The 19,014-nt window shown below is 62.0% G+C and carries 18 protein-coding genes; 13 read left to right on the forward strand and 5 right to left on the reverse strand.

Translation table 11 applies throughout. From position 1 onward, the window contains the following. Positions 1–13: 13 nt before the first annotated feature. From ATY79_RS23805 to ATY79_RS23825, 4 genes are all read left to right on the forward strand, one after another. Entirely contained in the window at positions 14–862 is an 849-nt protein-coding gene (locus tag ATY79_RS23805) for a TIGR01459 family HAD-type hydrolase (protein ID WP_088705067.1), read from the forward strand. A gap of 27 nt (positions 863–889) precedes the next feature. Further along, positions 890–1,873, forward strand: coding sequence for a bifunctional riboflavin kinase/FAD synthetase (locus tag ATY79_RS23810; protein ID WP_088694627.1), 984 nt, complete (start codon positions 890–892; stop codon positions 1,871–1,873). A gap of 271 nt (positions 1,874–2,144) precedes the next feature. Beyond that, entirely contained in the window at positions 2,145–5,051 is a 2,907-nt protein-coding gene (gene ileS, locus ATY79_RS23820; RefSeq protein ID WP_088705068.1) for an isoleucine--tRNA ligase, read from the forward strand. Positions 5,052–5,184: 133 nt separating this feature from the next. Then, complete coding sequence (locus ATY79_RS23825) at positions 5,185–5,811, forward strand: hypothetical protein (RefSeq protein ID WP_088705069.1); 627 nt, start codon at positions 5,185–5,187, stop codon at positions 5,809–5,811. A gap of 109 nt (positions 5,812–5,920) precedes the next feature. Here ATY79_RS23825 and ATY79_RS23830 read toward each other — a convergent pair whose 3' ends face one another. Further along, positions 5,921–6,358, reverse strand: a complete 438-nt coding sequence (locus ATY79_RS23830; RefSeq protein WP_189638070.1) for a nucleoside deaminase — start codon at positions 6,356–6,358, stop codon at positions 5,921–5,923. A 90-nt stretch (positions 6,359–6,448) separates the two neighbouring features. On the opposite strand from ATY79_RS23830, the gene ATY79_RS23835 reads away from it, so the two are divergent. Genes ATY79_RS23835 through ATY79_RS23845 form a run of 3 tightly spaced genes read left to right on the forward strand, consistent with a single transcriptional unit; the run spans position 6,449 to position 9,853 of the window. Further along, positions 6,449–8,392: a pseudouridine synthase gene (locus tag ATY79_RS23835; RefSeq protein WP_088705070.1), complete on the forward strand. Its 1,944-nt coding sequence runs from the start codon at positions 6,449–6,451 to the stop codon at positions 8,390–8,392. Continuing rightward, positions 8,373–8,933 carry a 16S rRNA (guanine(966)-N(2))-methyltransferase RsmD gene (gene rsmD / locus ATY79_RS23840; RefSeq protein WP_088705071.1) on the forward strand — a complete coding sequence of 187 codons (561 nt, stop codon included), beginning with the start codon at positions 8,373–8,375 and terminating at the stop codon, positions 8,931–8,933. The genes ATY79_RS23835 and rsmD overlap by 20 nt, the downstream gene beginning before the upstream one ends. A 23-nt stretch (positions 8,934–8,956) precedes the next feature. Beyond that, positions 8,957–9,853 carry a patatin-like phospholipase family protein gene (locus tag ATY79_RS23845; RefSeq protein ID WP_088694621.1) on the forward strand — a complete coding sequence of 299 codons (897 nt, stop codon included), beginning with the start codon at positions 8,957–8,959 and terminating at the stop codon, positions 9,851–9,853. A gap of 15 nt (positions 9,854–9,868) precedes the next feature. Here the strand turns inward: ATY79_RS23845 and ATY79_RS31025 are convergent, their stop codons facing one another. The 3 genes from ATY79_RS31025 to ATY79_RS23860 all read right to left on the reverse strand — a co-directional run bounded on the left by ATY79_RS31025 (position 9,869) and on the right by ATY79_RS23860 (position 12,773). Beyond that, complete coding sequence (locus ATY79_RS31025) at positions 9,869–10,018, reverse strand: hypothetical protein (protein WP_189638067.1); 150 nt, start codon at positions 10,016–10,018, stop codon at positions 9,869–9,871. Between the two features lie 286 nt (positions 10,019–10,304). Beyond that, positions 10,305–10,817, reverse strand: a complete 513-nt coding sequence (locus ATY79_RS23855) for a hypothetical protein (protein WP_088705073.1) — start codon at positions 10,815–10,817, stop codon at positions 10,305–10,307. A 147-nt stretch (positions 10,818–10,964) separates the two neighbouring features. Next, on the reverse strand, positions 10,965–12,773 hold the full coding sequence (locus tag ATY79_RS23860) for a monovalent cation:proton antiporter-2 (CPA2) family protein (RefSeq protein WP_088705140.1): 1,809 nt from the start codon (positions 12,771–12,773) through the stop codon (positions 10,965–10,967). 118 nt (positions 12,774–12,891) lie between these two features. Here ATY79_RS23860 and ATY79_RS23865 point away from each other — a divergent pair, with 118 nt between their 5' ends. From ATY79_RS23865 to lpxK, 6 genes are all read left to right on the forward strand, one after another. Next, entirely contained in the window at positions 12,892–14,238 is a 1,347-nt protein-coding gene (locus tag ATY79_RS23865; RefSeq protein ID WP_088705074.1) for a TldD/PmbA family protein, read from the forward strand. Between the two features lie 18 nt (positions 14,239–14,256). After that, a complete protein-coding gene (locus tag ATY79_RS23870) occupies positions 14,257–15,066 on the forward strand; it encodes a 3'(2'),5'-bisphosphate nucleotidase CysQ (protein WP_088705075.1) in 810 nt (269 codons plus the stop codon). A 61-nt stretch (positions 15,067–15,127) separates the two neighbouring features. Further along, positions 15,128–15,373: a DUF4170 domain-containing protein gene (locus tag ATY79_RS23875; protein ID WP_088705076.1), complete on the forward strand. Its 246-nt coding sequence runs from the start codon at positions 15,128–15,130 to the stop codon at positions 15,371–15,373. Between the two features lie 148 nt (positions 15,374–15,521). Continuing rightward, positions 15,522–16,841 (forward strand): lipid IV(A) 3-deoxy-D-manno-octulosonic acid transferase, encoded by a 1,320-nt coding sequence (gene waaA, locus ATY79_RS23880; RefSeq protein ID WP_088694616.1) that lies wholly within the window; start codon positions 15,522–15,524, stop codon positions 16,839–16,841. 14 nt (positions 16,842–16,855) lie between these two features. Next, on the forward strand, positions 16,856–17,569 hold the full coding sequence (locus ATY79_RS23885) for an HAD family hydrolase (protein WP_088705077.1): 714 nt from the start codon (positions 16,856–16,858) through the stop codon (positions 17,567–17,569). A gap of 106 nt (positions 17,570–17,675) precedes the next feature. After that, positions 17,676–18,731 (forward strand): tetraacyldisaccharide 4'-kinase, encoded by a 1,056-nt coding sequence (lpxK, locus tag ATY79_RS23890; protein ID WP_088705078.1) that lies wholly within the window; start codon positions 17,676–17,678, stop codon positions 18,729–18,731. Between the two features lie 10 nt (positions 18,732–18,741). Here lpxK and ATY79_RS23895 read toward each other — a convergent pair whose 3' ends face one another. Beyond that, the gene (locus ATY79_RS23895) at positions 18,742–18,972 is read right to left on the reverse strand and encodes a DUF2093 domain-containing protein (RefSeq protein WP_088694613.1); all 231 of its coding nucleotides are present in this window, start codon (positions 18,970–18,972) and stop codon (positions 18,742–18,744) included. Positions 18,973–19,014 lie beyond the last annotated feature (42 nt).

Below are 19,014 nucleotides of genomic sequence, written 5' to 3' on the forward strand. Positions count from 1 at the left end.
TCGGGAAATCGGAATGGCCAAGCGGATCGAGAACTTTGCGGAAATCACCAGCCAGTATGATGCGGTGTTCTGCGATGTCTGGGGTGTCCTGCACAACGGCGTCGATCCCTTCCCGAAGGCGGCGGCTGCACTGGAGGCAGCGCGTGCGGAAGGACTGACCGTCGTTCTCATCACCAATTCGCCACGCATCGCTCCGCAAGTTGTGGCGCAGCTTCGCCAGATCGGTATCCAGAACGGCGCCTACGACCGGATCGTCACATCGGGCGACGTGACGCGCGGCCTGATTGCCGAGGGGCCGAAGAAGGTGTTTCTGCTCGGACCGGATCGCGACCTGGCAATCATCGAGGGGCTTGGCGTGGAACGCGTCGATGCCAGGGATGCGGACTCCGTCGTCTGCACCGGCTTTTTCGACGACGAAACTGAGGCTCCGGAAGACTACACCGAGATGCTGAAGGCGTTCCAGGCGCGCGGTGTGCCGATGATCTGCGCCAACCCTGATCTGGTTGTCGAGCGCGGCCACAAGATCATTCCCTGCGCCGGTGCGATGGCGGCTTACTACAATCAGCTCGGTGGACAAACGCGCATCGCGGGCAAGCCGCACAAGCCGATCTATGATGCCGTATTGTCGGTCGCCCGCGAGGCGCATGGCGAGTTTCCGAAGAGCCGCGTCCTCGCGATCGGGGACGGGATGCCGACCGATGTGCGCGGCGCTCTCGATTATGGCCTCGACCTCCTATATATCAGCGGCGGCATCCATGCGAAGGAATACACGCTGAATGGAGAGACCGATGAGGCGATCCTCACGGCCTACCTAGAGCGCGAAAAAGCGACCCCGAAGTGGTGGATGCCCCGTCTCGCATAAAGAGCCCCGCACAAGAAAAGCCAGCCGATGACCGTTTTTCACCGCAACGAAACTCGCGAACCCTTGCCGGACCACCTGCGTGGTGGTGTGATTGCCATTGGCAACTTCGACGGCGTGCATCGCGGGCATCAGTCCGTGCTGAACCGGGCCCTGGAGATATCGCAGCAGCGTGGCATTCCGGCACTGGTCCTGACCTTCGAGCCACATCCGCGCACTGTCTTCCGTCCCGATCAGCCGGTCTTTCGTTTGACGCCCGCACCGCTCAAGGCGCGTATCCTCGAGGCGATCGGCTTCAATGCGGTCATCGAATATCCCTTCGACAGGGAGTTTTCGCAGCGTTCCGCCGATGATTTCATCCATTCGATCCTCAAGGATTGGCTCAGCGCATCCGAGGTCGTGACGGGGTTCAACTTTCATTTTGGGCGTGGCCGGGAAGGCGGTCCGGCCTTCCTGATGGATGCCGGTCAAAAATACGGGTTCGGCGTTACGCTGATCGACGCATTTCGCGACGAGAATACCGATGTTGTCTCTTCGAGCCATATTCGCGAACTGCTGAAGGACGGCAACGTTAGCGAGGCGGCCGCAATGCTCGGCTATCACTTTACAGTGGAAGCGGAAGTCATTGGCGGCGAGAAGCTTGGTCGCCAGCTCGGCTTCCCGACCGCAAACATGCAATTGCCTGCTGAAGCCGATCTGAAGGCCGGCATCTATGCCGTTCGCTTTCGTCTTGCCGATGGCACACTGCATGATGGCGTCGCCAGCTACGGTCGCCGTCCGACGGTCACGGACAATGGTGCGCCGTTGCTCGAGACCAACGTTTTCGATTTCAGCGGCGACCTTTACGGGCAGATCTGTTCCGTTTCCTTCTTCGGCTATCTGCGACCCGAACTGAAGTTCGATGGCCTCGATCCGCTTGTGGAACAGATGAACCGCGACAAGGAAGAGGCAAGGGCACTGCTTGCCGGCGTGCGGCCGCTCGGTGAACTCGACCTCAAGATCTGCTTCCACTGAATTTGGGACGGCGGCGCTTGCTACGCGCTCATCGGCGTTCGCCCGCGACACCATGAAATCCCTCTTCCTTTTCCCTGCAAAAGCGCCTATGAACCGGCGCGATGAACAAGTTCCGGCTGGCGATCACGATACGAATTATCGGCCCGGCCTTCCGCGCGCGCTAAGCGGCCGGAAGGTCCGGGTTTTCGGCGCTTGGACGACGAGCGCCTCCGTCACCAATTTTCAAGCCCGTTGCGCCCGCTTCCGTGGCGCCTAGAGACGATTGCTAGACATGACCGACACAGCCGAAAAACTCGACTACTCGAAGACCCTCTATCTGCCGGAAACGGACTTCCCGATGCGCGCCGGCCTGCCGCAGAAGGAGCCGGAAACCGTTGCCCGCTGGCAGCAGATGGGTCTCTACAAGAAGCTGCGCGCTTCCGCCGCTGGCCGTGAGAAATTCGTGCTTCACGACGGCCCTCCCTACGCGAACGGCAACATCCATATCGGCCACGCGCTGAACAAGATCCTCAAGGATGTCATCAATCGCTCGTTCCAGATGCGCGGCTACGACGCCAACTACGTCCCCGGCTGGGACTGCCACGGCCTTCCGATCGAATGGAAGATCGAGGAGAAGTACCGTGAGAAGGGCAAGAACAAGGACGAAGTTCCGGTCAACGAATTCCGCCAGGAATGCCGCGACTTTGCTGCTGGCTGGATCAAGGTCCAGTCGGAGGAGTTCAAGCGCCTCGGCATCGAAGGCGACTTCGACAACCCGTACACGACGATGAACTTCCACGCGGAATCGCGCATCGCCGGCGAACTGCTGAAGATCGCCAAGTCAGGCCAGCTCTATCGCGGTTCGAAGCCGATCATGTGGTCGGTCGTCGAGCGCACGGCGCTCGCCGAAGCTGAAGTCGAATACGCCGATGTCGAAAGCGATATGATCTGGGTGAAGTTCCCAGTGGCTGATGGCCCCAGCGAACTCAAGGGCGCCTTCGTCGTGATCTGGACGACGACGCCGTGGACGATCCCGGGCAACCGCGCCATCGCCTATTCCTCGCGCTACGGCTACGGCCTCTACGAGATCGAGACCGCTGAGAACGACTTCGGACCGCAGCCGGGCGAACGGCTGATCTTCGCCAAGCGCCTCGCCGAGGAGTCGGCTGCCAAGGCGAAGGTGACCCTCAAGTTCGTCCGTGATGTCGCAGCGGCGGAATTCGCGGCGATCACCTGCACGCACCCCTTGCACGGACTCGGTGGCGGCTACGATTTCCATGTGCCGCTCCTCGACGGCGACCATGTCACCGACGAGACGGGCACCGGTTTCGTTCACACCGCGCCGAGCCACGGCCGGGAAGACTTTGATGCCTGGATGGCCAACGTCCGTTTGCTGGAAGAGCGCCACATCTCGTCGGCGATCCCGTTCCCGGTCGACGACGCTGGTTTCTTCACGGCTGACGCTCCCGGCTTCGGCCCGGATGCCGAGGGCGGTGCTGCTCGCGTCATCGACGACAAGGGCAAGAAGGGTGATGCCAACGAGCGTGTCATCAAGGCGTTGATCGGTCGCCATGCGCTGTTTGCACGCGGCCGCCTCAAGCACTCCTATCCGCACTCCTGGCGTTCGAAGAAGCCGGTCATCTTCCGCAATACGCCGCAGTGGTTCGTCTACATGGACAAGGAACTCGGCGATGGCACGACACTGCGCTCGCGCGCCCTGAACGCAATCGACGCAACCCGCTTCGTACCCGCGGCCGGTCAGAACCGCCTGCGCGCCATGATCGAACAGCGCCCGGATTGGGTCCTGTCGCGTCAGCGCGCCTGGGGCGTGCCGATCTGCCTCTTCGTCAATGATGACGGCGGTATCCTGCAGGACGATGCCGTGAACGCGCGCATCCTGGAAGCCTTTGAGAACGAGGGCGCCGATGCTTGGTTCGCCGATGGTGCACGTGAGCGCTTCCTGGGCGAGAAGGCAAATGAGCCCTGGACGCAGGTCATGGACATCCTCGACGTCTGGTTCGACTCGGGCTCGACGCACACCTTCACGCTCGAAGATCGCCCGGATCTGAAGTGGCCGGCCGACCTTTACCTTGAAGGGTCCGACCAGCACCGCGGCTGGTTCCATTCGTCGCTGCTGGAATCTGCCGCAACCCGTGGCCGGGCGCCCTATGATGCTGTTCTCACCCATGGCTTCACCATGGACGAGAAAGGCGAGAAGATGTCGAAGTCGAAAGGCAACGTGACATCTCCGCAGGAAATCATGAAGGACGCAGGCGCAGATATCCTGCGCCTTTGGGTGATGACGTCCGACTACGCTGAGGATCTGCGTGTCGGCAAGACGATCATCCAGACGAACATCGATGCCTATCGCAAGCTGCGCAACACGATCCGCTGGATGCTCGGCACGCTGGCGCACGACAAGGGCGAAGTCATCGCGCTTGCCGATCTGCCGGAGCTCGAGCAACTGATGCTGCATCGCCTCGCCGAACTTGAACAACTTATCCGCGAAAGCTACGACGCCTTCGACTTCAAGAAGATCGCTCGCGCACTGATCGATTTCGCCAACGTCGAGCTCTCGGCCTTCTACTTCGACGTCCGCAAGGATGCGCTTTACTGCGATGCGCCGTCGAGTCTCCGCCGTCGCTCGGCCCTTCATGTCATCCGCAACATCTTCGAATGCATTGTTACATGGCTGGCGCCGATGCTGCCGTTCACGACGGAAGAGGCATGGCTGTCGCGCAATCCTTCGGCGGTTTCGGTTCACCTCGAGCAGTTCCCGACCATTCCGGCGGACTGGAAGAACGAGGCACTGGCCGAGAAGTGGAAGAAGATCCGCGTGGTCCGCACGGTCGTCACGGGCGCACTGGAAATCGAGCGCAAGGACAAGCGTATCGGCTCCTCGCTAGAGGCTGCCCCCGTCGTTCACGTCGCTGATGCGGAGCTTCTGAAGGCGCTGGAGGGCCAGGACTTCGAGGAGATCTGCATCACCTCTGGCATCGTCATCGATGGCACGGAAGGGCCGGCCGATGCGTTCCGTCTGCCGGAGGTGTCAGGTGTCAGCGTCGAGCCGAAACTGGCAGAAGGCACCAAATGCGCCCGCTCCTGGCGGATCACGACGGATGTCGGTTCTGACACCGAGTATCCCGACGTCTCGGCCCGCGATGCGGCTGCGTTGCGCGAACTAGCGGTGCAAAACTGAAGAATATTACCGGGTGAATTGCACAATCGCGGTTCATCCGGTAAAAGCTGCCTGAAAATGGCCGGATTTTTGCGTCAGGGGGACGAGTGTCCGGTAGGGCGAAGATTGCACCGGCATGGCTGGAAGGGTTTTCATGTTATCAACACGTTGGATCCGTGTGGGCGTCTGCCTGACTGTTGCTATGGCCGGCGGCGCGATGATCACCGGCTGCATGGGGAGCCCGCGCTACGGTACGGACAAGACCGCGATGGAACAGTTGACCGACGACCTTGGTCAGTCCGTTTCATTGACCGGCGACGGGCCGAAGAACAAGGGCGTCAAGTACAGCGCCCGCCCGGGCCTCGTGCTGCCGCAGGCAGCTGACAAGGAGAACCTCGTCGAGCCGCAGCAGAGCATAGCCAGCAAGGAAAATCCGCAGTGGATCGAATCCCCGGAAGAGACCCGCGCACGCCTAGTCAAGGAAGCTGACGAAAACAGCGACAACCCGAACTACCGCTCGCCGCTCGCAAGCGACAAGGTTGAAGGTGGCCGGCAAACGACCGAAGCCCAGACCAAGGCCTATCGCGAGGCTCGCGCCACCCAGAAGGGCTCCTATACCGACCGCCGCTACATCTCGGATCCGCCAACCGAATACCGCCAGGTCGACGATCCGGCCAAGCTGGACGATCTCGGCGAGCCGGAGCTGAAGAAGGCGAAGAAGAAGAAGAAGGAAGCTGCGATTGCCGGTACGGGCAATCAGTGGTGGAACCTCCTCCAGTAAGGTTTCAAGCGGGGCATCAGCCCCGCTTTGCTTTTGACCACTTGTCTACCAACATCCTGCCGGCAAGGCTAGTGCCGACGGCGCGAAGATCGCGCCGGTACCAGTAATGTTACGGCATATCCCGTTTCTGCGCGAAGAACGTTCGAAGGATGTCGGCGGATGTCGTCTCCTGCAAACCGGAATACACCTCCGGGGCGTGATGGCAGGTAGGCTGCCTGTAGAAACGCACGCCATTGTCGACGGCGCCACCCTTCGGGTCTTCGGCACCGTAGTAGAGCCGGCGAATGCGCGCAAAGGAAATGGCGGCCGCGCACATGGTACAGGGTTCCAGCGTTACATAGAGGTCGGCGCCGGTCAGCCGCTCCTGACCAAGCGCCTCGCAGGCCATCCGAATGACGGCGACTTCAGCGTGAGCTGTGACATCGTTGAGCTCGCGGGTGCGGTTGCCGGATGCCGCGACCACGGCCCCGTCAATCACCAGAACCGCTCCGATCGGCACCTCGCCGCGCTCTCCGGCGGCGCGGGCCTGGTCGAGCGCCAGCTCCATAAATTGATTTGTCTTCACGATCCGACAATTTCCACTTAACCGCAGGGGCGCGACCTGATAGGAAGGCCCCAAAAGGCAGGCAAACAACAAATGACATTCAAAGACAAGCCAAAACGGCCAGGCGGCAAGCCATCTCCGCGCGATGCCGGCCCGAAATCCGGTCGGAAGCCGGCCAAGGCGCTCGTCAAGACCGAGGCGAGCAGCGTTGCCGAAGGTGACGCCAAGGCCGAGCGCATCTCGAAAGTGATGGCGCGCGCCGGTGTCGCATCGCGTCGCGATATCGAGCGCATGATCATGGACGGCCGCGTCAAGCTGAACGGCAAGCTCCTCGAGACCCCTGTCGTCAACGTGACGCTGACGGACAAGATCGAAGTGGACGGCGTTCCGATCCGCGGTATCGAACGCACCAGGCTCTGGCTTTACCACAAGCCCGCCGGCCTTGTGACGACGAACGTGGATCCGGAAGGACGCCCCACGGTATTCGACAACCTGCCGGACGACCTGCCGCGCGTCATGTCGATTGGCCGCCTCGACATCAACACCGAGGGCCTGCTGCTTTTGACCAATGACGGCGGCCTAGCTCGCGCCCTCGAACTGCCGACGACCGGCTGGCTGCGCCGCTACCGCGTGCGCGCCCACGGCGAGATCGATCAGGAGGCGCTCGACAAGCTCAAGGATGGCATCGCCGTCGATGGTGTCCTTTATGGCGCGATCGAAGCGACCCTTGACCGTACACAGGGCTCGAACGTCTGGCTCACCATGGGCCTGCGTGAAGGCAAGAACCGCGAAATCAAGAACGTGCTGGGTGCGCTCGGTCTCGACGTCAATCGTCTGATCCGCATCTCCTACGGCCCGTTCCAGCTCGGCGATCTGCCGGAGCGGGATGTGGTCGAAGTGCGCGGCCGCACCTTGCGCGACCAGCTCGGCCCGCGCCTGATCGAGGACGCGAAGGCCAATTTCGACGCGCCGATCTACAACTCGCCGGCTGTCGCTGCTGAGGAAGAACCCGAAGCGAAGCCGGAGCGCCGCGAGCGCCCCCGCAAGCCGGAAGACAAGCGCGAGCGTGCGCTGAGCCGCCTCGACACCAAGCGCGACGATCGCCGCGATGACCGTCGCGATGGTGGCCGCAATGACGATGATCGTCCGAAGCGCCCCGCGCTCGGCAGCCGCCGCAATGCCAATGTCTGGATGGCTCCCGGCGCCCGCCCGCTCGGCGAGAAGGCAGCCGCTAGGGCCGAGAAGAATGCCAAGACGGCGCAGCGCCGTGGCGAAAAGCCCGGCCGCGATAGGCCGCAGGCGGCAAGCTTCGGGGATGACCGCCACCGCGTCCAGATCAACCGGGCCACCGATGAAGAGGGCGAATGGATCCGCTCCAGCGATGTGAGCCGCGACGACGGCGATCGCAAGCGTTCCGGTGATCGCGGCCTGCGCGGCGACCGCCCGTCGCGTGGCGACAGGTCCTTCGGCGATCGTGGCGACCGTTCCGGCGGCGACCGCACCGCGCGCGGGGAGAGACCCTATGGCGACCGCCCACCGCGCGGCGATCGGCCATTCGGCGACAAGCCCCGTGGTGAGCGCAAGCCGCGCGAGGACGGCGACCGTCCCCGTTCCTTCGGCGACCGCCCGGCACGCGGAGACCGGCCAGCCGGTGACCGTCCATTCGGCGGCAAGCCGCGTGGCGACCGCAGGCCGCGCGAGGACGGTGATGAGCGTCCCCGTTTCTTCGGTGATCGGCCGCCGCGTGGCGACCGGCCGTTCGGCGACAAGCCGCGCCGTCCGCGCGAAGAGGGCGATGAGCGTCCCCGCGCCAAGCGCTTCTCCGGCGAGGCTCGCTCCGAGCGTCCGGCCGGCGAGCGCTCCTTCGGCGACAAGCCGCGCGGCAAGAGCTTCGGCGGTAAGCCCGGTGGCGGCAAATCTTTCTCCGGCAAGCCGAAGGGCGACAGGCCGGGGGGCAGTGGCAAGCCTTCGGGCGGGCCGTCGCGGGGTGGACCAAAAGGAAAGGGAATAGGACGCGGTGCGGATCGTCGGCGGTGAGTTTCGCGGACGGCCGCTTGCCGTACCAAAGTCAAACGACATCCGGCCGACTGCCGACCGGACGCGTGAGAGCCTGTTCAACATTCTGAGCCATGCCTATCCGGAATGCGTCGATGGCACCCGGATACTGGATCTCTTTGCCGGCACCGGCGCCGTTGGCCTCGAAGCCGTCTCGCGCGGCTGCCGCCATGCGCTGTTCGTCGAAAACAGCGTCGAGGGCAGGGGCCTGCTCTGGGAAAACATCGATGCGCTCGGCCTGCATGGCAGGACGCGCATCCTGAGGCGCGATGCGACCGATCTCGGCAGCGTCGGCAATCTCGAGCGGTTCCAGATGCTGTTTGCCGACCCGCCCTACGGCAAGGGGCTTGGCGAAAAGGCAATGGCCGCCGCAGCCAAGGGTGGCTGGCTGCAACCGGGCGCGATTGCAGTCCTGGAAGAACGCGCGGACGTTGCCGTTTCGGTCGACCCTTCCTATCTTTTCCTCGAAAGCCGGATATTCGGCGATACCAAGGTTCATTTCTTCCGCTATCAGCCTGAATAGGGCGGCGGAAATCGGGGGCAGCGGTGCAGCAGGCAGAGAAGATCGAAACCGAGTTGCCTGCCTCGACCGGCGCCTCCGGCCGTTCGACACCCACAGTTGCGGTTGCCTTCGGCGGTGGCGGCGCGCGTGGCCTGTCTCACATCCACGTCATAGAAACGCTGGATGAACTCGGCATTCGTCCCGTAGCAATCGCAGGCTCCTCGATCGGCTCCATCATGGGCGCGGGCATGGCGGCTGGAATGACCGGCGAAGCCATCCGCGAGCATGTCATGATGACGGTCGGCAACAAGGCTGCCGTTGTCAGTCGCCTCTGGGGCCTGCGCCCGCAGACGGTGCGCGATGCGGTTGCCAACGGCGTGCGCATCGGACAGTTCAATCTCGAGCGTATCCTGAAAGCTTTCCTTCCCGCCGATCTTCCGGATCGCTTCGAGGATCTGCTGGTGCCAACGACGGTGACGGCCACCGATTATTACGGCCAGTGCGAAGTGCTGACGAGCCACGGTGCGTTGTTCCCGGCGCTGGCCGCTTCCTCGGCAATCCCCGCGGTCTTCATGCCGGTGCGGCTGCACGGACGGGTGATGATCGATGGCGGCATCAGCAATCCCGTGCCTTACGAATGCCTGATGGACCGCGCCGATATCGTCATCGGCATCGATGTCGTCGGCGCGCCGGAAGGCGACGGCACCCATATTCCGAACCGGATGGAGAGCATCTTCGGCTCCGGGCAGCTGATGATGCAGACCGCCATTTCCCTGAAGCTGCGCCTGCAGGCACCGCACATCTTCCTGCGCCCCCCAGTTGGGCGCATCGGCGTGATGGACTTCCTGAAGGCTCGCCAAGTCCTGTCCATGTCGGTCGGCATCAAGGACGAACTGAAATACGCGCTCGATCGGGAGATCGAAGCGCGGATCGCCTCTTAGAGGCTTTGCCCAAGACTAGTAGCCGTTAATACCGCTGCCACGAACCGGGCCAATCCCTGCGGGGGTTGCGTAGGTGGTATTCCCTGCGCCCGAGCCGGTGGTTGCGCATCCGGAAAGGGTAACGAGGGCAATGGCCGCGACGGCCAGAAGACAGCGTAGAGGCATAGCATTGTCCTAACATCGAAGACTGCGCGGGCCTCAGGGGCCAGAGCCGGATACTCCCTCAAATCAATGGCAATCGCAACGGGTATCGCGGGCCGCGGATCAATACCTGCGGAGAAAGTGGCGGCGACTATCACCAGTAGGATGCTCGACGCGATGGCCTCAGCCAGAGCGGAGTTACTCGCTTACGTCTTCATCGGGATCGCTCGTTATCTCGCCTCTTTGTTGCTTCAAGAGATGTTCTCCTAATCCGAGCAGGCCTCCGACGGCGAGCGGTGTTTTGGGGGAGCTAATTAGTGCCTCCGTGATACTCTGCAGGGGACATCCTGTTTTCTAGAGTTCGCAACCCATTATCAAACTCATTGATTGTATCGATGTGCTTCAAGAACACGTCAACAGACCAGTCAATTTCGGGGAACTTTAACTTGCTATTTGCGGACAACGCAAAGAATTGCACGCCATCCGTTTTAAAGCTCCTGCGGAAAGCGGTATGAGCAACTATGTTCCTATCCTCGGTGCACTTCTTAGCCCGCCGCGCGAGTTCATCAAAACTGGCTGCTTTGTCCTTGTCGTAGATGAACAGGTTAACCAAGGTTCGTAGGGTCTTTATTTTGTCATCAAAGGACATGTTGCGGGCGATGATAGCGGCAGGGAGATCGGTGACTTCCAATACCTCAGCGAGTGCCTTGTTAACCCCTTCTTCAAGCAGAGCAAAGAATCCCATATAGGCGCCGACAAGCGTGAATGCGCGAGTGTCGGGATCTAGCTTCAACATCGCCTCCTTCGTCAGTCCAAACGTCATACCATCCTCGTGTAAGTCCTGAAAATGCGCGGCATGAGAGCGTGGTGAAAGTATTCGCGCAAGCCGAGATCTGCTGTCGTCATAGTGGGGGGCAAAAGAGCTTTCACCGTCTGAGCCAACAGAACGTTTCAATTTAACCCTGAAAGGCTAAGCGTCGGCCGTCACTTCTGCCGTGCCAGCCAGCGGGTCCTCGTCGAAGCTCGCGGCGCGCTTTGGCTTCATGAGTGGCTCCGGTTTCACCGGCTGGGAGAACAGCATGTCGCGGCCGGCCTGCAGTCCTTCCGTGACCTGCAGCACCAGGCGCGCTTCATCACGCTTGCGGATATCCTCGCCGATTTCGTAGGCCTCCGCCTCGCCGACACCCAATGCCTCCAGCGTTCGCCGGCCGAACAGCAGACCGGATTCCAGCGTCTCGCGCAGTTCATAGTCGACGTTGAGATTGCGGAGCGCGATTGAGTGAATGCGGTCGTAGGAGCGCACGAAGAGCTTGGCATCCGGATAGTCCGCCTGCACCAGCTCGACGATCTTGTCGGTAATCTCGCGCTTCTGGGTGCAGACGACGACGATCTTGGCGCGGTCGATGCCGGCGGCCCTGAGCACGTCCTTGCGGGTGCCGTCGCCGAAGTAGATCCGGAAACCGAAGGAGGAAGCCTGCCGGATGCGATCGGCCGAAAAGTCGATGACGGTCACGGCACGCCCGCCGGCGAGCAGGATCTGGGCGGCAATCTGCCCGAAACGCGAGAAGCCGACCATCAGCACATCCGCGCCGGCGCCTTCGAAATCTTCGTCCAGCTGTTCCTCCTCTTTGCCGGAGAGAAGACGCTTGGCCAGCATCGTTCCGATCGGGGTCAGCGCCATCGACAGGGTGACGATCGCGATCAGAAGCGAGGCGGTGCTTGTCGGCATCAGTCCGGCAATGCCGGCGGCGGTAAACAGGACGAAGCCGAACTCGCCGCCCTGCGGCAGCAGGAAAGCGATCCTGATAGCGTCGTCATGCGGCGATCCCGTTGCGCGGCAGAGAGCGTAGATCACCAGTGCCTTCGCGGCCATGATGACGGGCACGGCAACGATGATGAAAAGAGCGTTGTCTCTGAGCACTTCCAGCTCGATCGAAAGGCCGACCGCGATGAAGAAGATAGCGAGCAGGACGCCACGGAAGGGCTCGATATCGGCTTCCAGTTCGTGGCGATAGGAAGACTCGGCAAGCATCACGCCGGAAAGGAAGGCACCCATCGCCATCGACAGTCCGGCAAGCTGCATGAGGCTCGCCGACCCCATTACCACGAAGAGGGCGGCGGCAATCATCGCCTCGCGGGCCCCGGTGCGGGCGATGATCTGAAAGAGCGGCGTGAGCAGATAGCGCCCCATGACGATCATCGCGGCGACAGCCGCAATGGCGACCGCGAAGTCCAGCAGCGGCGTGCCGCTGCCCTTGCCGCCGTCGAGAATGCTGATGAGGGCCAGCAGCGGTACGATCGCAAGATCCTGGAACAGCAGCATCGAGAAGGAGCGCTGTCCGTAGCGAGTGTTCACATCGCCTTCGTCCTCGAGGATCTGCATCGCAAATGCGGTGGAGGAGAGGGCAAGCCCGAAACCCGCGACGATGCTGCCGCGCCAGTCCAGAACCCCGGAAAGATAGGTCAGTAGTGTGAGCACAAGACCGGTCGCCACCACCTGCGCGGTTCCGAGCCCGAAAATGTCGCGCCGCATCTGCCAGAGACGCGAAGGCTTCAGCTCAAGACCGATGATGAAGAGGAGGAAGACGACGCCGAGTTCGGCAACGTCCAGGATCTGCTCGCCATCCGTCAATCCGTGAAAGATCGGGCCGATGACGACGCCGGCGGCCAGATAGCCGAGCACCGTTCCGAGCCCAAGGCGCTTGAAAATCGGCGCCGAAACCACGGCGCCACCGAGCAGCAGGATCGTCTCGGTGAAAAGAGTGTTGGGCTCTGACATCAGGCGAGTTTCTTTCAATGCGCGGAGGCATGCAAGCGGCCGGCAAAAGAATCGGCGCACGCGGCCTTGATGCTTTTCGTAGCGCACAATAAATGGAACGCGAAGGAAAGGCCAAATCATGTCCTCAGAAATCGACTCCTCGACGCTTCTTTCCCGCGCAAGCCAACTGATCGACCTGGCAAAGAAGGCTGGTGCCGACGACGCGGACGCTGTGGTGGTGCGCTCGCGCTCGCAATCGGTCAGCGTGCGCCTCGGCAAGGTCGAGGGCACGGAATCCTCGGAAAGCGATGATTTCTCGCTGCGCGTCTTCATCGGCAAGCGCGTTGCCAGCGTCTCCGCAAATCCAGGCTTCGATCTTTCGGCTCTGGCCGAGCGGGCTGTGGCGATGGCAAAGGTGTCGCCGGAAGATCCGTTCGCCTGCCTGGCGGACGAGGACCGGCTTGCGAAGTCCTATCCGGACCTTGAGCTTCTCGATACGACCGAGGTTACTTCCGACCAGCTTCGCGAAGCCGCGCTCGAGGCGGAAGCTGCGGCCCTTGCGGTCAAGGGCGTGAGCAATTCGTCGGGTGCCGGGGCTTCGGCCGGCAGGGGTGGCCTTGTGCTTGTGACCTCACACGGTTTCGAAGGCAGCTACATGGCCTCGCGCTTCGGCCGATCCGTCAGCGTCATCGCCGGCGAAGGCACGGCCATGGAGCGCGACTACGATTTCGACAGCCGCCTCTATTTCGGCGAGCTTGATGATGCCGCGGAGATCGGCCGCAGGGCAGGCGAACGCACGGTCAAGCGCATCAATCCGCGTCAGGTGGATACGGGCAAGGACATCACCGTTGTTTTTGATCCTCGCGTTGCTCGCGGCTTCGTCGGCCACATTGCCGGGGCCATCAACGGCGCCTCGGTTGCGCGCAAGACGAGCTTTCTGCGCGACAAGATGGGTCAGCAGGTCTTGAAATCGGGGCTTTCGATCTCGGACGATCCGCTGATCGTCCGCGGTCCGTCGTCGCGCCCCTTCGATGGCGAGGGCATATCCGGTGAGCGATTGCTGATGGTCGAGGACGGTATCCTCAAGCATTGGTTCCTCTCCACCTCGACGGCCCGCGAGATCGGCATGGAAACCAACGGCCGCGGCGTGCGCGGCGGCAATTCGGTGACGCCGGCCGCGACGAACCTCGCGCTGGAGCCGGGCGATATCTCGCCGGAGGATCTGATCCGCAGCGTCGGCAACGGTTTCTACGTGACCGAGCTGATAGGCCAGGGTGTCAACATGATCACCGGCGAATACAGCCGCGGTGCGACCGGCTTCTGGATCGAGAATGGCGAACTGACGTTTGCCGTCTCCGAAGTGACGATCGCTTCGAACCTCAAGGACATGTTCATGCGGGTCACGCCTGCAAACGACATCGACCGCAAGTTCGGTGTCGCCGCTCCGACGCTTGCGATCGAAGGAATGACGCTCGCCGGGCGCTGATAGATTGGATTGCCGAAAATGACCGACGTGGACACAGCCCTCTGGCGGAGCGATCTGGAACTGATCGCGGATGCTGCCAGGCAAGCCGGCGATGTTGCACTCGGTTATTTCAACCAGTCGCCTGAGGTCTGGTGGAAGAACGAGGGACGATCGCCCGTCAGCGCCGCCGATTTCGCAGCCAACCAGAAGCTTGAATCTATCCTGCGTGCCGCCCGGCCGGATTATGGCTGGCTCTCCGAAGAGACCGAAGACGACGGCGATCGGCTTTCACGAGACACGCTGTTCATCATCGACCCGATCGATGGCACGCGAGCATTCCTGGCGGGGCTGGAATTGTGGTGCGTCAGTGTTGCGGTCGTCCGCCGTGGGCGGCCTGTCGCCGGGGTTCTCTACGCTCCTGCCTTGGAGGAACTTTACGAGGCTGTCGAAGGCGGCGTGGCCTTGAAGAACGGCCAACCGATAACCGTATCGACGACACCGCTTGATGCACCGGGACGCTTTGCGATCGCCGAGGACGTGCTCAAGGCATTTCCGGAAGCGCTCAAGCATCGCATTGAGCGCGTCAGGCACGTGCCGTCCCTTGCCTACCGCATTGCGATGGTTGCCGACGGGCAGATCGACGGCACCTTCATCAAGCACAATTCGCACGATTGGGATCTCGCCGCCGCCGATTTGATACTGGAGCGCGCCGGCGGGCGGCTTGTCGATCTCCAGGGTGACACGCCGCTCTATAACCGCATTAAGGTCAGCCACGACGAACTTTGCGCAGCCGCCGCGCCGCGACTCTCCGATCTACTAACCGGGATTGGCGAACGACGAGGCAGTTGACGTTTTCGTCAAAATCCCTCAGATGAAGCGGCGGAGGAGAACAGAGCAGAAAGAGAAGAAAATGACGGAATCCGGCGACAAAAAGCAGCTCTTGCATCTCGTATTTGGCGGCGAACTGGAAAGCTTGGACGATGTTCAGTTCAGGGACCTCAAGGACCTCGATATCGTCGGCATTTTTCCGGATTATGCCACTGCACTGACGGCTTGGAAGGCAAAGGCGCAGTCGACTGTGGATAATGCGCATATGCGCTATTTCATCGTCCACATGCACCGTCTGCTGGACCCGGAAAGCAAGTCCGCGCAGTAACCCTCCCGCGGTCGCGGTTCATCGGAGCCGCGAACCGACCGACTGCCGGACGCATTCTGGACAAACTGATCGGTCATTGCAGGCCGCAACAATAATTGGGAATTGGGAACGGGTTGATGTCGATCGTTTGTGATCGGAGAATTGGCAGATGAGTGGTCGCATGGCGCGGTTTGCGCTGGGCGCCTACCAGGCAACGGGAACGTTGCTGACCCCTTTTGTCGGCGGCTATCTCGCCTATCGGGCGGCCAAGGGCAAGGAAGACCGCGCGCGCCGTTTGGAGCGCTCAGGCTATGCCAGCGCTGATCGCCCGGCCGGGCCACTGGTCTGGTTTCACGCCGCAAGCGTCGGCGAAACGAACGCCGTCATTCCGCTGATCCGCGAAATTCGCCGGCGCGACGTCCATGTCATTCTGACAACAGGAACGATCACGTCCGCCAAACTGGCTGCTGAGCGTATCGGCAACGAGGCGATCCACCAGTATGTGCCGCTCGACCTGAAGCCAGCCGTCAGCCGCTTCCTCGAATACTGGCAGCCGGACTGCGCGCTGATTGCCGAATCCGAAATCTGGCCTGCGACGCTGATGGAACTCGGTCGCCGCCGCATCCCGCAGATCCTTGTCAACGCACGTATGTCGGACCGCTCCTTCGAGCGATGGAGCCGGCGTCCGGCACTTGCCGAGGCTCTGTTTGAAAACCTTGCGCTCGTCATCGCGCAGTCGGATGTCGACGCAGAGCGTTTCCGCGATCTCGGCGCACGCCACGTCATGATGTCGGGCAACCTCAAGGTCGATACCGACGCTCCGCCCTATGACGCCGCGGTATTCGCCGAATACAAGCAGCAACTCGGTGGCCGCAAGACCTGGGCGGCAATCTCCACCTTCGACGGTGAGGAGAAGGCCGCGGGCATCGTCCATCGGGCGCTGAAGGAACGAAACGGGCAGTTGACGATCATCGTGCCCCGCCATCCCGAACGCTCCGACGAAATTGAAGCCGAGCTTGTCAATCAGGGGCTCAAAGTGGCCCGCCGCACGCGTGGCGATGCGCTCACCCCCGATGTCGATGTCTTCCTTGGAGATACGATCGGCGAGATGGGCCTCTACCTGCGCCTGACCGAAGTCGCCTTTGTGGGTCGCTCGCTGTTTGCCGAAGGCGGGCAAAATCCGCTGGAGCCGGCGATGCTGGGTTGCGCGGTCCTGTCGGGCAGCAATGTGCAGAATTTCCGGGAAGCCTATCAGAAGCTGGCACGGCGAGGCAGCGCGCGCATGGTCCGCGATACTGAGATGCTCGCCAAGGGCGTCCACTATTTGCTCACCAACGACAGCGCACGCCGCACCATGATCGAGGCCGGGATCAGCGCCGTGCAAGAAATGCGTGGCGCGTTGACGGCGACGGTGAAGGGTTTGGAGCCCTACATCAATCCGCTGACGGTGAAGGCCAGGCTGCTGCCGAAGGCGGCGGTGCAGCGCTGAGGAGCAGGGCGGATATGAAGGCGATCAAGGGGATACTCTTCGACAAGGACGGGACGCTTCTCGACTATGACGAGAGCTGGCTGCCGGTGAACCGCGAACTGGCGCGCATCGCGTCGGCAGGTGATCCCGAACTTGCGAACAGGCTGCTTCTGGCTTGCGGCATGGATCCGGTCACCGGCCATATCGTTCCCGACAGTTTGCTTGCGGCCGGCAACACCCGCCAGATTTCGGAAGGGCTGATCGCGGCCGGCTCGAAGCTTGACGTGATCGAGCTGACGACCAAGCTGGACGATCTCTTTTCGCACGCCGCCGAGTTTTCCGTTGCGGTCACCGATCTTTCCGCTTTTTTTGGTCGCCTGCATGGCCGCGGCTTTCGTCTCGGCGTTGCCTCGAGCGACAACGAGCGCTCGATCAAGCAGACGGCCCAGCGTTTTGGCTTTGCGCCCTTCATCGACTACGTGGCCGGTTACGACAGCGGCTTCGGCACGAAGCCGGAACCCGGAATGGTGCTTGGCTTCTGTGCGGCGACGGGCCTTGACCCCTCCGAAGTCGCTGTGGTCGGCGATAACAACCACGATCTGCATATGGGCCGCAACGCTAAGGTCGGCGTCACCGTGGCCGTTCTCACCGGCACGGGATCGCGGGAATCGCTCGCCGCCGCATCGGACTACTGCCTGAACGACATTACAGAGCTCGAGGGACTGTTGCCCCACCTCCAGCTTGCCTGATTGACCAAGGGCTTGCTTTTTCTTGAAAATTACCCTTTCTTTTCGCCCGGTCGAGGACAAAGCCCGTCAGCATGATGCTCGGGGTCCGAAAGGCGGGACGGGGAAAATGGTATCCGAAGCGCCACCCTTCTGGTGGTCGAAAGCCGATTGGCGTGCCTGGGCGCTCTATCCAATTTCCTTCCTTTACGGACGTGTCGCCGGCTACCGTATGGCCAACGCCAAGCGCGCCTCGGTGCCCGTGCCTGTTATCTGTGTCGGCAATTTCACGGTCGGGGGTGCCGGCAAGACGCCGACGGCGCTGACCATCGCTCGCGCGGCAAAGGCGAAGGGGCTGAAGCCGGGCTTCCTGAGCCGCGGCTATGGCGGCTCCCTCGACGTCACAACGGTTGTCGATCCGGCTCATCACCGTGCCCTTGCTGTCGGCGACGAGCCTTTGCTTCTCGCCCGAGAAGCGCTGACCGTGATCTCGCGCCGCCGTGTTGAAGGGGCTCAGCGTCTCGTGAAGGAAGGCGCGGATCTCATTATCATGGACGACGGATTTCAGAGCGCGCGGCTGGCGATCGACTATGCATTGCTGGTCATCGATGCCACGCGCGGCTTGGGCAACGGCCATATCGTTCCGGGCGGCCCCGTGCGCGCGCCCATTCGCCAGCAGCTGCGCTACGCCACGGCGCTCCTGAAGGTTGGTGGGGGCGAGGCCGCCGACAACATCGTTCGGATCGCCGCGCGCGCGGCCAAGCCCTATTTCACAGCCTCGCTGAAAGTGTGCGACAGCGCCGAACTTTCTGGCCGCAACGTGCTGGCCTTTGCGGGCATTGCCGATCCGTCGAAATTCTTTCGCACGGTCGAATCCGTCGGCGCGCAAATCGCTGCTCGCCGTTCGTTTGGTGATCACGAGCATCTGACCGATGACGAGATCGACGACATCCTCTCAACCGCAGAGCGCGACGGCCTTCAGATTGTCACGACGTCCAAGGATTTCGTCCGCCTCGCCGGCCATCATGGCAAGGCCGAGGAACTTGCAGCGAAATGCCGGGTGATCGAGGTGGAGATGGCCTTTGCGGACGCAATGGCGCCAGGGTTGATCATCGACCGCGCGATCAATGCTTGCCGCGAGCGGCGTTTGAAGGGAGGGCGGAAGGCCCTAAGCGGAGATCTTTAGGCGCTGGCGCTCAACGTTTCTGATTGGGCAGGACGCCCGCGCGCTTGTCGGCCTCAAATGAGGCAACGGCATCGGCATAAGGTTCCTGGCGCGCGACGCTCCAATAGCGCAGCTCGTCGAGCGGGATCTGCTTGCCAGTGATTGCGCACACGACGTAGGAGCCTGGCGACAGGATCTGAAAATCCGCATCGAGATACCGTATCTGCGCCTGGCGGTTTCCATTTCCCTCGAACAAATTCATGCGCTCCGTTTCCTTGCGGCTTGTTATTCGCCTGCCATAACG

Source organism: Rhizobium sp. R693, from assembly GCF_002211315.1.
Lineage (GTDB): Bacteria > Pseudomonadota > Alphaproteobacteria > Rhizobiales > Rhizobiaceae > Rhizobium.